Here is a 13,796-nt window from a genome sequence, read left to right as displayed (position 1 = left end):
TTGTTTCTCTGTGTCTATTTTCTTTGTTGAAGAAGACGTTCGATCTTTTGCACGTCGGAGGGAATATCTACACCCCAACAATCGTGATCCACTTTTAAAACTTTAAGACGCGCTCGAAGGTACAATGCGCGCAATTGTTCCAAACCCTCCGCCTCTTCGATCCCAATGGAAGATTTATCGCAAAACTTTTTAAGGAACTCTTTGCGGAAGGCGTAAATACCAATGTGTTTAAGACACGGGATCGTTTTAAACTCACTCATCGGCTTGCGAGAAAATGGAATGGGGAGGCGACTAAAATAAATCGCTTCGTGCTCCTGGTTGACGACGACCTTGGCGACTTGCTGAGAGTTTAATGTCTCTTCCGTTAGAGCGTGCCCCAGAGTCCACATCACCACGTCCTTCTGCGCCGGATCTTGAGTTTGCGAAACCAACTCATCGAGAACATCGCCGCGAATCAATGGCTCATCGCCTTGAATATTCACCACCACATCGCAGGGCTCATCCTGAATGGCGGCCCACACCCGATCAGAACCGGACGGCAAATCCGGATGAGTCATCTTGACCGCATAGCCCAGCTTGCGAGCGACCGCCGCGATCTCATCGTGATCAGTGGCGACAATAATTTTATCGATTTTGCGACTTTGAGACACCCCTTCCAGCACCCACTGCAACATGGGTTTGCCAAGGATCGGGGCTAAGGGTTTTCCCGGAAACCGGGTCGCACCAAAGCGAACAGGGATCACTCCAACAACTGACAAAGTATCTCCTAGGTAGCGAATGTTATAACAAAAACCCCAGAGGGTGTCGAGAGAACGAGCGAGCTTGGGTGGTTTTTTTCACTAGATTTGAGGGAGCTATTTCCACTTGATCAAGAGATTTTCGAGATCCTCGATCCCCTGCTTTTTGAGGACCGACATGAGCAGACAATCATTAATGCTAAGTGACTGAGATAACTTGGCTTTTTTTGCCAGCGCGGCCCCACGCGATAATTTGTCGGCCTTGTTGAGAATCACCGCAAGCCCAACGCGTAAATACTGAGCGAGCTCCAGCATTTGCTGCTCTTCCTCAGCCCACTCGCGGCGGATATCCATAACCAACACCAACCCCTTTATATTCATTCTCTTCAGGAGATAGGGCTCAATCATTTTTTTCCAGGAGTCGACTTCGTCCTTCGAGCGGATCGCGTATCCATAACCGGGCATATCAATAATACGATAGCCCTCACGATGCTCAAAGATGTTCAAATGCCGAGTTTTCCCCGGAGTGGAACTGACTTTCGCCACTTTTCCCTGCGCAATCGTATTAATGAGAGAAGATTTCCCGGCATTGGAACGGCCCGCAAAGAGGATCTCGGACTGATTGTCCTCGGGAAAATCGTGAATATCCACGGCGCTTTTAATAAAAGTCAGTTTGCTCGACATAGCCTGGTCTTAGCAAAAAAGTTCCTCCAACCCAAGCTTATTGCAGCACCGTAAATTTTTGTTTCAAAAACTGAAAACCCCAATTTTATTGGATCACGGACTTCAAATTTGGACACGGGCCGGACGTTTTAGGTGTTTGTTCGATAATTTGGATTTGAGACGCAGACGGTGCTGGTATGCGGATTGAAATAGGTCTGGGATAACGAAGGAGCTTTTAATGATGCAGACTTGTAAAATTGATTTGGTTCAGGATTCCGTCCTCGAGAAGGCGTACCTCATATCCCTTAATACTTCGGACACGGTGGTCGAGATTGGAGATTTCTTTACGTTTGGACGCAATCCGAGCAATCACATGGTTCTCGGAGATCCGTTTGTATCTCAGCGGCATGCGCGCATCGAAAAACGAGGATCGCAGTTTGTTCTCAAAGATCTTCGCAGCAGCAATGGAACATTACTCAACGAAACTCCCGTCATCGAAGCCACACTTTCGGTCAATGATCGAATCCGTATCGGCGAAACGCAATTTATTTTTGCCTCTCACAAAAAAGATGAGACCGAACTGCCGACCTCCAAAAATACCGAATGGCAAAGGCAGATTGATAAAATTCCCGCCTTCTCCTCCACCGAGCATACAGTTCTGATCATTGGGCCTTCCGGAAGCGGAAAAGAAGTGATTGCATCTCTCATTCATAAACTCTCTCCCCGGCGACATGGTCCTTTTGTTGCGATCAACTGCAGTGCTCTCAGCGAACAACTGATCGAAAGTGAATTGTTTGGACACGTGAAAGGATCGTTTACCGGTGCCGCGAATGACCGTAAAGGCGCTTTTGAAGAGGCCCGCGGCGGAACGTTGTTTTTAGACGAAATCGGAGATCTCCCGATCAATCTTCAACCCAAGCTTTTGCGCGCGCTAGAAAATCAAGAAATCCGCCCCGTCGGTTCCGATAAAACGATTCGCACACACGTTCGCGTGCTGGCGGCCACTCATAAAAATCTTTACGAGAAAATTCTAAAACAAGAATTTCGAGAAGACCTCTACCATCGTTTAAATGTCTGTCGAATCTCTCCTCCGTCTCTGATTGATCGGATCGAGGACTTTGAAGCGATTCTGTACTCCATGGCGCGAGAGAGCCGAGTGAGATTTTCCTTCGCGGCCATGGAAAAGTTAAAAGATCATTCGTGGCCTGGCAATATTCGCGAACTCAAAAACGTCGTGGCGCGCGCTGCGGCCTACTTTCCCGGAGAGCAAATCGAAGTTGATCATTTAAGCCAACTGGTCGACCGCCCTCCCAAAGCCAACGAGGCATTATTGGAAAGCTTACCGCCCATCAAAGAGCTGGAACGCGAACTGATTATAAAAAATTTAGAGAAACACAATGGCAATCAACGTCGAGCCGCCGAAGATCTAAAAATGCCGAAGAGCACGCTTCACGATAAGGTCAAAACCTACGGGATAAACCCCTTCGCTTTTAAAAAGCGCAGTCGTGTCTAAGCCCCATCCGTAGGACAGATTCGTATCGGTGTTTTTTATTGGAACAAAAACTGGTCGTAATGGAGGGATTTGACTTTTCCCTCCAATTTTTTATTGAGAGCCACGATGATTTTTCGGCGGATCATCTCTTTACCTTCAATGCCCGAAAATTCGGCGTGGGTCGTATTTGTTAAAACTTCCGTAACGATATCGATAACATCTTTTTCACGTTTCGAAATATAGACACGATCCTCTTCGCTGGCCATGCCTATTTCGAAGATCACGCGCACGAATCCCTTCGTTTTATTCGTAGTTTTCAGCTGCACGAGCATTTCGCGAGTTTTGAGATTAAATTCTTCATCATTCTCTAAGCTCAAAATTCCGACCAATTCGTCGCTCGTTTCGAAGGGGGTCGATTCGTCAGCCATATAGGCCATCGACGGAATTTCGTCGAAGGAGAACTGAGGAGTGAGAAGACCCAGGGCCGAAAGAATGACCAATGGAATCCCTACGAAAACTATAAAAACAGATGCATAGATGATTTTCTTTTGCTGAGGTCTCAGCATCATCCATTTTCCACGAAGACCCAATTCTTTAAGACGCTTCACTTCTTCAGGATCCATGGCGTCGAGAGGTTGGTTATTGAGGTCTTCAGGTTTGATTTTTTCTAAATCCGCGAGAAATGCCGGGTCTTCTTCTTTGAAAACCTCGTCGACCATATTTAAGGCATCTTGGGAAACTTCTTTAGCCATCCCTCTATTCCACAGTTATTATCACTAAAAGTAAAGGATTAGAGCTCCCCTGCCTTCTAAATTTCCGACCAGTTTTTCCCGCTCCCGATATTCACTTTCAGCGGAATACATAAGGTAATGCAGTTCTCCATGATGGATCGAATCTCCTTCATGTTTTTTTCCAAAGTTGCATCGTCGGGCAATTCAAAGATAAGTTCATCGTGAACCTGTAGAATCATTTGGTCGCGAAATTTCTCGGCCACCTGAATCATGGCCATTTTGACGATGTCACTCGACATCCCCTGAATGGGCGCATTGATCGCCGCGCGCTCCGCAAAAGCTTTTACATTAAAATTCTTTGAGTTGATCTCGGGGAGATATCGACGCCGACCTAAAAGACTTTCGCTATAGCCGGTTTTCTTCACGGACTCGACCGCGTCGTGCATGTACTTCTTAACCCCTTTAAAACGTTCGAAGTAGGTATCAATGATGATTTTAGCTTCCCCCCGTGGAATTTTTAATCCATCGGCTAAACCATAGGCCCCTTGGCCGTAGGCAATTCCAAAGTTCACCGCTTTGGCCTTCCGTCGAAGGTCAGACGTCACTTGATCGAGCGGGACGCTAAAGACTTCGCTCGCTGTTTTTGTGTGAATGTCCAAATCCTGAGCAAAAGCTTCGGTTAATCCTTTGTCGTTAGAAATATGAGCTAAAATTCGCAACTCGATCTGGCTATAGTCCGCAGCCACCAAGATATGACCTTCATTGGCAATAAAGGCGCGACGAATCCGCATTCCCCGCTCTGTACGAATCGGAATGTTCTGCAGGTTGGGGTGAACACTCGAAAGCCGACCGGTCGCCGTGAGAGCTTGATTGTACTGAGTGTGAATGCGACCTGTTTTGGGATCCACCATTGTTGGCAAGGCGTCGACATAGGTCGATTTGAGTTTTGCAATCTCGCGATACTCGATAATTTTTTTGGCGATCGGGAACTCTTCGAGATTTTCTAGAACTTCGTTATTGGTTGAATAACCGGTTTTAGTTTTTTTCCCTTTCGGCAAATTCATCTTTTCAAAAAGAATCTGACCCAGCTGCTTGGGGCTTGCAATATTAAAGGTCTCGCCCGCTTCCTTATAAATTTCCTCTTCAATTTTCTTAAGATCCTGCGCCAGAGTTTTACTTTCTTTATTTAAAAACTCAACGTCGATTAAAACACCGTTTTTCTCCATGGCCGTGAGCACGTCGATGATCGGAAGTTCGATCGTCTTAAGAATTTCTGTCATTCGCGTTTCCTCAAGTTTTTCAAGGAGAGCGATCCGCAATTGGAGATGCGCACTGTAAAGACTGTCCGGAGTTGGTAAATCGGGAAGAGTTTCCCCGACGTACTTTATAAAAATATCTCCAAAGGATTCGATGGGCCCAGCCTGAACCACGTACGCCGCAAGCATCGCATCCCATACTGCAGTTTGCGACCGACGGACTCCCAGCTTTCTCCATTGCGTCTTCAAATCATATCCCGACCATTGCAGACCTTCCGTCGCATCAAAAAGTCGAGCCAAACCCTCTTCATCCCCTTCAAACACAACCACATCATTCTTTGAGGCAAATATATAATTGCGTTCGGAGTCGACGATCCAAAGATTTTTATGGTTTTCCAACCATTTTGCAAAATCCTCGTTTTTAAGATGAATGACTTTAAAATCGGTCGGAGCCGCAACTTTCTCTTTTGGCGCTTCGTGAATGGGATCTATCGTCGGCGCCCCCTGGCTCTGATCTAAAGTGATCAGATTTTTTTTGAAAGACTGAAACTCAAGCTCCTCTAAAAGTTTTTCGAGCTCCGCAGTTTTTCGCTCGCGCACCTTGAGATCTTGGATTCCGATATTGACCTTAACATCCGTCTCGATGGTCACCAGCTTTTTAGACAATAACGCCATCTCTTGAGATTCCAGCAGCTTATTTTTGAGCGTCGGATTTTTCACTTCATCGATTCTTTTGTAGATTTCTTCAACCGTATGAAACTCATTGATCAGTTTTTGAGCCCCCTTGGGTCCCACTCCGCGGACTCCTGGAATATTATCCGAGGAATCTCCTGTCAGAGCGAGATAATCAATAAAGTACTTCGGCTCAACTCCCCACTTTTCGACAACTTTCTCGACAGTAAAACGAGTGTCTTTCATCGTATCGTACATGATCGTGTGTTCGTTGATCAGCTGAGAAAAATCTTTATCCCCACTCACAATCACCACGTCTAAATTGTGTTTCTCTCCCATCATGGCAAAAGTTCCAATCAAATCATCGGCTTCAAAGCCTTGCATCTCGAAGGCAGGAATTCCCAAAGCTTCCGTGAGCTGCTTGATGTAGGGAATTTGCGGCGCCAGATCTTCCGGCATCTCTGAACGATTGGCTTTGTATTCAGGATAGATGTCTTTGCGAAAGGAAGGTTCAGGTCGATCGTAACAGAAGGCCAGATAATCCGGCTTAATCTCTTTGAGCAATTTCACGATCATCGAAAGGTAACCATAGATCGCATTGGTCGGAACACCCTTCGATGTGCTCAGAGGACGAACAGCGTAGTACGCTCTAAAAAACATGGAACTGACATCAACTAGATAAAGACTTTTTCTCGCATTAGACATGCGGCAGAGACTAATCTATGGAGGTGATTGGTTCAATCTGAAAACACAAAGATCAAATCTTCTTCGCGCACTAAACCTAACTGATCCATCGCTTGTCGCTCGATGAACTCTCGACCGTTCGACTCTTGAACTTTAAAATTCAAATTGGATGTCTCTTCGTTGACCGCTTGAATTCGTTTTTCCATCTCTTTGTAGTTGTGATGGAGACTCCACAGATTCCAAAAACTACCGTCGTAAAGAAGTGTGACAAAGCCAACAATAAGGCACAGCCAAAAAATTTTAAACGGTTGATTGAGAAACGAGCGCAACTTTTCGATGAGATACATATCTCATTATTCTAGCAAACCCTTAGCGATTATCAATCCCGCGTCCATCCCGACCAAAGTGAAGATCGGGAGTTTCGTGGACGACTAGACCTTCTATAAATTGGCGTAAGTTGCGGATTTCGTCAGCTGCTCTTCGATACGAAGCAGCTGATTATATTTGGCCACGCGCTCGCTCCGACACAAGCTTCCCGTCTTAATCTGACGGCAGCCTAAAGCGACCGCTAAGTCAGCAATGGTGGTATCTTCGGTCTCACCGCTTCGATGAGACATGATCGTATTGTAGCCTGAGGATTGAGCGAACTGAACGGCCCGAATCGTTTCCGTCAAAGTTCCGATCTGGTTCACTTTAACAAGGAGTGCATTGGCACATCGCTCGTCGACACCCTTTTTTACCCTCTCAATGTTCGTCACAAATAGATCGTCTCCGACCAATTGAACTTTTGAACCCAAAGTGGAGGTCAAATGGCGCCATCCTGTCCAGTCATCTTCAGCTAACCCATCCTCGATACTTACAATTGGATACTTGTCGACCCATTTGGCATAGATTTCGGTCATTTGTTCGGCGGTGATCTTTTCGCCTTCCCACTCGTATTTTCCATCGGCGTAAAATTCCGTCGCCGCAACATCTAGAGCGATAAATACATTCACACCAGGGACAAAACTGGAAGCTTTGATCGCCTGATCTAAAAGTTCGAGAGCCTGCTCGTTATTTTTAAGCTGAGGCGCAAAACCACCTTCGTCGCCCACTGCTGTCGACAGCTTTTTCTCTTTTAGGATCTTCTTAAGAGTTTGGAAAATTTCGGCTCCGGCTTGCAAAGACTCTCTAAACGTTCCCAAGCGTGGAACGATCATAAATTCCTGCACATCAAGACCATTATCGGCATGAGCGCCCCCATTGATCACATTCATCAGTGGAATGGGCAATTGGTAGGCGTGAACTCCGCCGACGTATTTATAAAGCGGCAATCGAGCTTCGGCCGCGGCGGCCTTCGCACAAGCGAGGGAGACTCCTAAAATGGCATTCGCCCCTAAACGAGACTTGTTCGCCGTTCCGTCGAGCTCGAGCATAGTTTGATCGATGCCTGCCTGATCAAAAATATCGTGGCCTTCGAGCGAATTGCTAATATCGTGAATGACGTGCTCGACCGCTTTCAACACGCCTTTACCATGATAACGGCTCTTGTCGCCGTCGCGCAGTTCGTGGGCTTCGTGAGCCCCCGTAGATGCTCCCGAGGGAACGGCCGCTCGACCGATCGCTCCGGTTGTCGTCAACACTTCCACTTCGACAGTGGGGAACCCACGGCTATCCAAAATTTCTCTGGCATGAATGGAAACGATTTCTGACATCTGCTTTCTCCTTAGGGTTGAATCGGTAATTCTAAATTGTCGAGCTCCACATGGGGCTCTAAAAATTCTAAATGATGAGCTTCTTTCGCGGAAACTTTAAAAGCTTTGGATAAATCTTGAGCGCGATCTTTCGCCGCGAGAATTCGATCGCACGCCTCTTCCACCATTTTGGTGTACGAGGACTGAACGTGCTGCCAATCCATTCGGCGCATCGCCTCGTCGACCTGTTTTGTTTTACGACCGGAGTGGATTAAAAAAGTAATGAGCTGCTGCGAACGCGCAAAGTAATCGTGCAGTTTTAGAAAATCATCTTTAATCGCCACGATGTCACTCAAGGTGGATTCGACCTGTTGGGCGTGTTTGCTTGCAAACTCTTGGAGAGCCTTGTGCGATGTCGTTTCGGCAGGCATCTGTTGACGATTTTCCAACATTTTTTGATGCTGCTCTAAACTGTCCATCACCGTGCGAACCCACTCAGGATTAAACTGGCGAACTTCAAGATCCTCTGAAGGTAAAAGATTCTCCTGGTGTTGACTCCAAGAGATACTGATACAACTACCGATCCATTCGACATGAGAGGCCGACTGGCGCATAAAGTGAGGGAGTCCTTCAAAAGCCCCCATCAAATACTGCGTGATGTGCGGGTATTCCGAAGGCTCCACCGGAACATGAAAGGTGATGACATTATCCACTTGCTTCCATCCCATGACCGGAGGCTCTGGAGAAATAAAGTAAGAGATAAACCGATTCGGTTGATTGTAAATATCGAGAGGCGATTCCATCATCTTGAGCACGCTGTCTAAAACGCCCCAAGATCGAAGCTGTTCGCAGTGACGGCCAATATCGCGCACAAAATTTTCGGGAAGGTCGGTCATCGAGCGATCGATCTCTTTGATAATGGCTTCCATACGGGGCGCTTCTAACCAGCACGCAGGATCTCGCAAAAACTCTTCAGGAACATCAAAGGATTGTAAAATCGTGGACAAATCTCGGCCTTGTTTTTCCAAGAAAACCAGAATGGAATTTGTGACTTTACAACTGATGAGCACGGTTACTTTTGCTATGAAAAAGAAAGCGTGTCGACAATTAAATTTGCAAAGGAATAACGACGCCTTATGACAGTTTTCGCCGCCATCCCGAGGGAAAACACCGGCGCGTCATCCCCAGCGAATGCGAAGGATCTCGCGCGCGACCGATAAGTCACCGAGATCCTTCGCTTTCGCTCAGGATGACGGGAATTTAGACCAAAAATTTGAGGATTAAGCCGACTCTCGGCTATTCGGAGTGCTCTGAGTCGGAAAGAATTTAGAGCGAGGAAATTTGATGCCGTTGTTCTCGATCTCGTGAACAAAAGTGGGCAATATGCCCGTTGGCTCAGCAAATCCTTTAATCTTTCCATCAGTCTGACGCGTTGGGTTATTGAGCGCATAGATATCAGCGACTTTGTAATGCCCCTGCTCATCTAAGCCTAAAACTTCCGTGATGTTAGTGATGCGACGTGAACCATCTTGTAAACGAGAAATCTGGACAACGATTTCGATGGCCGAAGCGATCGAATAGCGAAGCGCTTTTTCGCTCAATTTATTGTCTCCACCCATGGCCAAAGCTTCGAGACGAAGCAATGAGTCTCCCGGCGTGTTGGCGTGAATGGTTCCCAAACACCCTTTGTGACCCGTGTTCATCGCTTGAATCAACTCCATGCCTTCTGCACCACGCACCTCTCCCACGATAATGCGATCGGGACGAAGACGTAAGCTGCTCTTAAGGAGGTCGTACATGGTGACTCCACCCTTACCAAGCTCATCTGGCATTTTGGTTTCGAAACTCACAACGTGCTCGTACTCGACATTTAATTCGGAAGCATCCTCGATCACAAGAACGCGTTGTCCTTTAGGAATACAACTGCAAAGCAATCCGAGCAATGTGGTTTTTCCAGAGCCCGTACCTCCGCTCACAAGAATGTTTTTCCCGAGCATCATACAGATTTGCAAAAACTTAGCGGCGTCCAAATTAAGAGCGCCCCAATCAATATATTTTTTAAAGTCGACTTTCACTTGGCTAAACTTACGAATACTGACCGTCGTACCGTTGCGAGCCACGGGCGCCAAGACCGCGTGAATTCTCGATCCATTGGGAAGTCGAGCATCAAGACGTGGTTCATCTTGATTAATCCGACGACGGACGAAATTCGCAATCGCTTGGACGGCAACTTCGAGATCTTTATCCGTTTTAAATTTCGCGTCTGTTTTAAGAAGTTTACCGCCGCGCTCGATGAACACATCGTTCGGGCCGTTGATCAAAACCTCGGTCACCGTATCGTCCTGCAAATAAGTGACGACCGGAGCAAGATTGCTCTTGATCATCTCTTCAAAGGCTTGCGTACGTGTGTCGAGGCTTCTACTCATTATCAAAACTCACTGGGATGGACGTTTCATCTTCAGCAGCAGGCTGACGAAGTTTAATGGCCGGGACCGGCTGCATTTCCTCTTGAGTGTACACTAAGATTTTACCAATTGTCTCCGTCTCTGGGCAAACGTATTGGAACAATCCGTCTTTTTGTGGTTTTACTTTAAAACTCACAACATCACCAAAATAAGTTCCATGGTGTTCCGCGAAGGCGTCGAGCATAAAGCTTACGTTTTTCTTCTTTTTGTTCACGTTAACGACTGTGATTTGATAATTTTGGTCCTTTTTTAGTCGAAGCATGCCAGGAACAAAACCTTTGTCTGTGTTGGCGATAACAAGCTCTTCGATGGGAGCTTCTCTTTCGAAGATCTGCTGGACCACGTTTTGCTCTTTACCCTCGGCCACCAATTGATCCATCTCCAGTTTTTTCATGTCGTGTTGACGGCGAGAAAGATCGATATTCCAGTCTGCACTTGCGACCGAAGCCATTGTTAATGCGAATGATAAAATCATCATCTTCATACAAATTCTCCTTAGTGAACGATCGTATTGGTGTGAAAGTACATCAGCTCTTTGGCCACTAACATCGCCAGATAAGAAAGCGCTTCATGATCAAAACTTTTAAGTTCGCTCATGAGCTCCTCGTAATCTCCACCGCAACGATTCACCACTTGCACAACCGGAGTTAAACGCCATGATTCCGACTCGATTTTTTCAAAGCTTTCGCTCCAATCCATTTTTAAAACCGGATCTATAACACCCATGTGATAAAGAGCATCGAAAACTTTTTGTAAATCGCCTTGTAGAAACATGCTGTCCTCCTGACTTGCACAAATCTATTCGGCTCATTTTGAGAAATTCTTAACCGTTGAAGGTATGAAATTACAGACATATCAAAAACCAGAAAAAGGTCAGAGCTCGACTCGACCAAAGACTCATCGAGTTTTGATTCGACCCTCTTCAGAAATGAAAATAACGCCGCCCCTGCCCCAAAATAAAAAAGGAAGCTCACAGAGCTTCCTTTTAAGAAAAATTGGACAGATGAATTACTTTCCAGCGAGTTTGGGTCCGTTGCTGCATCCCCAAATTGAATCCACTTGAGTGAAGTTAAAGATTTCGTAACCTTCGAGAGTCTGTTTTGCGATGGTTCCTTTAACGCAAAGGCAAGTGCCGTCCGTCTTCGCATTCAAGTATTTCACAACTTGATTTGGGTCTTTGGTTTTACCGTTGATGCGCGGGTTATATTTGTTATCCACAACGCGAGCGTAGTTATAATACTCCACACCAAACACTTCGACTTTACCACAATACTTTAAAGACTCTGCGTTGGCCGTGATGCTAACGAGAGATAAAACGAATACAAACAATGCTTTCATGGAAAACTCCTTTTATTTGCCTCAGTTATAAAAGATTTTGGAGTTTTTGAAAGGATTAGCGAGGGCTTGGAGTTTTTTACAAGTTTCTTTGCAATAAAAACTTATTTCCAATCAGGAACACGAAAGAAACGAACACAAGCGCGCGCGTCCTCAGACTGCCCGGCAAGATCTTCCTTGAGAGCCCAAGGCTCCTGAGCCCAACGAGGATCGTGTCTGTACAGAAAGTAGTTCATCGTGTCGGGCTTGACTCGCGAAGGAGGGTTCTCGAGCGAAGATCTTGCGGCCAATACCATTTCTTTCCATAGATTTAAATCTTTGGGACACAGAAAATCTTTGTAGCGCGAGTTCGAATAAATATTGAGCGAAGATGAAAACTGATCTCTTTGAAAAACCACCGAACGGGCGTCCCCGCCCCGTCTCCGCACTCGGTTGGCAATCACTTCGACAATCCTTGGGCCCACGCTGGAATTGAGCGAAGAGCAGTTCGCACCTATTGTTTCGGCATAGGCCAAGCGGGCCACAAGTTCCGCAGGAGTCTCGCCGCGGAATACAGCTGCATACTCGGCATATTTTGAGCTGTTTTTCCTATGAGTTTCGATGTGATTCGCAATCTTTTGAAGAACCACCGTGTCGTCAATACAGCGCGGGAGTTTAATCTCTGCAGGATGAGAATTTGTGACTTCGAGCTGAGAAGCCACCTCCTCAGCCCCGATCAATAAAACAAAGAGAACCCAGGTCCACATTGTTCTAAAGAACGTTTGCAGCGAGTTCAGCGAGTTCGGATCTTTCCCCTTTAGTCAGAGAACAGTGAGCCGAAATGTCGTAGCCTTTAAATCTCTCGACGGAGTAGGTCAAACCGCTCGTCGCACTGTCCACATAAGGGTTATCAATTTGGAAAGCATCTCCAGTGAGAACCACTTTAGTTCCCTGACCGGCGCGAGTGACGATGGTCTTAATCTCGTGAGGAGTTAAGTTCTGTGCCTCATCGACGATAAAGTACTGGTTCGGAATACTTCGACCACGAATGTAAGTGAGCGGTTCAATGTTCAACATACCTTGGTTGATAAGCTCCTGAGCGCGACCCGCCGCCTTCTTATCCGCCCCCATTAAAAATTCGACGTTATCAAAGATCGGTTGCATCCAAGGATTCAGTTTTTGCTCGATGTCTCCAGGAAGATATCCAATGTCTTTCCCCATCGGGAAAATAGGACGACTCACCAGTAAACGCTGGAAACGTCCTTCGTCGAGAGACTTGTAAAGGCCGACGGCCAGAGCTAGAAGCGTTTTTCCTGTTCCCGCTTTACCGACAAGGGAGACAAACAGAATGTCATCGTTCAATAGCGCATCAATAGCGAAAGATTGCTCCACATTTCGAGGGTGAATTCCCCAGATGCCTTCACTCACGGTCAAAAGAGGCACCATGCCTTTCTTCTTCCCGTCGTAGCGACCGATGGCACTGTGATTGGGATTCGAAGTGTCTTTGGCCACGATATACTGATTAGGTACGATTCTCATGCTGTCCGGAAGTGGCAACATCTTCTCTTGATAAAAGAGATTGATCTGTTCGGCGTCCACTTCGATTTCAATATGACCCGTGTACATTTCGTCGACGGAGACTTTTTCGGGCTCGTAGTCTTTCGCATTAATACCGAAAACATCGGCTTTAATACGTAAGTTGATGTCTTTGGTCACCAACTCCACTTTATTGTTTGGAAATTCTTTTTGCAGAGCAAAGGCTGTGATTAAAATTCGATTGTCGGCTTTTGTTTCCAACAGCTCCGCCGGAGTTCCGGTCACCGAGCGATCGGCTTCGACGAAAATGGTTGCGGTTCCATCCTCTAAGGGCACGCCTTTATTTAAGGCGCCTTTGCCACGGAGGACATCGATGAAACGGCTAAAATGACGAGCGTTTCTTCCGTTCTCGCCGAGATCACGTTTAAAACGATCGAGTTCTTCGAGTACTGAAATTGGAATATGCACATCAGCGTTTTGAAATTTGCAAATTGCTAGAGCATCAAACAGAATCACATTCGTATCGACAACGATCTTTCTTTTCTCGCTCACTCCACGTCCCCCTTATGAACA

General features: G+C 46.4%; 14 protein-coding genes. 1 reads left to right on the top strand and 13 read right to left on the bottom strand.

Features of this window, described 5'->3' with window-relative positions:
* Positions 1-14: 14 nt before the first annotated feature.
* Together kdsB and yihA are read right to left on the bottom strand one after the other, a co-directional pair.
* Entirely contained in the window at positions 15-758 is a 744-nt protein-coding gene (gene kdsB / locus K2Q26_11715; protein ID MBY0316182.1) for a 3-deoxy-manno-octulosonate cytidylyltransferase, read from the bottom strand.
* 96 nt (positions 759-854) lie between these two features.
* Complete coding sequence (gene yihA, locus K2Q26_11710; protein ID MBY0316181.1) at positions 855-1,421, bottom strand: ribosome biogenesis GTP-binding protein YihA/YsxC; 567 nt, start codon at positions 1,419-1,421, stop codon at positions 855-857.
* A gap of 220 nt (positions 1,422-1,641) precedes the next feature.
* On the opposite strand from yihA, the gene K2Q26_11705 reads away from it, so the two are divergent.
* Positions 1,642-2,913, top strand: coding sequence for a sigma 54-interacting transcriptional regulator (locus K2Q26_11705; GenBank protein MBY0316180.1), 1,272 nt, complete (start codon positions 1,642-1,644; stop codon positions 2,911-2,913).
* 35 nt (positions 2,914-2,948) lie between these two features.
* Here K2Q26_11705 and K2Q26_11700 read toward each other — a convergent pair whose 3' ends face one another.
* The 11 genes from K2Q26_11700 to K2Q26_11650 all read right to left on the bottom strand — a co-directional run bounded on the left by K2Q26_11700 (position 2,949) and on the right by K2Q26_11650 (position 13,775).
* Positions 2,949-3,644 (bottom strand): flagellar basal body-associated FliL family protein, encoded by a 696-nt coding sequence (locus K2Q26_11700; GenBank protein ID MBY0316179.1) that lies wholly within the window; start codon positions 3,642-3,644, stop codon positions 2,949-2,951.
* A 56-nt stretch (positions 3,645-3,700) separates the two neighbouring features.
* Positions 3,701-6,256, bottom strand: a complete 2,556-nt coding sequence (polA, locus tag K2Q26_11695) for a DNA polymerase I (GenBank protein ID MBY0316178.1) — start codon at positions 6,254-6,256, stop codon at positions 3,701-3,703.
* A gap of 32 nt (positions 6,257-6,288) precedes the next feature.
* Complete coding sequence (locus K2Q26_11690; GenBank protein ID MBY0316177.1) at positions 6,289-6,582, bottom strand: septum formation initiator family protein; 294 nt, start codon at positions 6,580-6,582, stop codon at positions 6,289-6,291.
* 93 nt (positions 6,583-6,675) lie between these two features.
* Entirely contained in the window at positions 6,676-7,929 is a 1,254-nt protein-coding gene (gene eno, locus K2Q26_11685) for a phosphopyruvate hydratase (GenBank protein ID MBY0316176.1), read from the bottom strand.
* An 11-nt stretch (positions 7,930-7,940) separates the two neighbouring features.
* Positions 7,941-8,915, bottom strand: coding sequence for a hypothetical protein (locus tag K2Q26_11680; protein MBY0316175.1), 975 nt, complete (start codon positions 8,913-8,915; stop codon positions 7,941-7,943).
* A 273-nt stretch (positions 8,916-9,188) separates the two neighbouring features.
* Complete coding sequence (locus K2Q26_11675) at positions 9,189-10,334, bottom strand: CpaF family protein (GenBank protein ID MBY0316174.1); 1,146 nt, start codon at positions 10,332-10,334, stop codon at positions 9,189-9,191.
* Positions 10,327-10,857 carry a hypothetical protein gene (locus K2Q26_11670; GenBank protein ID MBY0316173.1) on the bottom strand — a complete coding sequence of 177 codons (531 nt, stop codon included), beginning with the start codon at positions 10,855-10,857 and terminating at the stop codon, positions 10,327-10,329. Before K2Q26_11670 ends, K2Q26_11675 begins: the two co-directional genes overlap by 8 nt.
* Positions 10,858-10,868: 11 nt before the next feature.
* A complete protein-coding gene (locus tag K2Q26_11665; GenBank protein ID MBY0316172.1) occupies positions 10,869-11,147 on the bottom strand; it encodes a cytochrome in 279 nt (92 codons plus the stop codon).
* Between the two features lie 234 nt (positions 11,148-11,381).
* Positions 11,382-11,711 (bottom strand): hypothetical protein, encoded by a 330-nt coding sequence (locus tag K2Q26_11660; GenBank protein ID MBY0316171.1) that lies wholly within the window; start codon positions 11,709-11,711, stop codon positions 11,382-11,384.
* 101 nt (positions 11,712-11,812) lie between these two features.
* The gene (locus K2Q26_11655; GenBank protein MBY0316170.1) at positions 11,813-12,454 is read right to left on the bottom strand and encodes a hypothetical protein; all 642 of its coding nucleotides are present in this window, start codon (positions 12,452-12,454) and stop codon (positions 11,813-11,815) included.
* A gap of 4 nt (positions 12,455-12,458) precedes the next feature.
* Positions 12,459-13,775: a PhoH family protein gene (locus K2Q26_11650; protein ID MBY0316169.1), complete on the bottom strand. Its 1,317-nt coding sequence runs from the start codon at positions 13,773-13,775 to the stop codon at positions 12,459-12,461.
* Positions 13,776-13,796 lie beyond the last annotated feature (21 nt).

The sequence above is a fragment of the Bdellovibrionales bacterium genome (assembly GCA_019750295.1).
Taxonomy (GTDB): domain Bacteria; phylum Bdellovibrionota; class Bdellovibrionia; order Bdellovibrionales; family JAGQZY01; genus JAIEOS01.
This window is presented reverse-complemented; position numbering and strand designations above follow the sequence as displayed.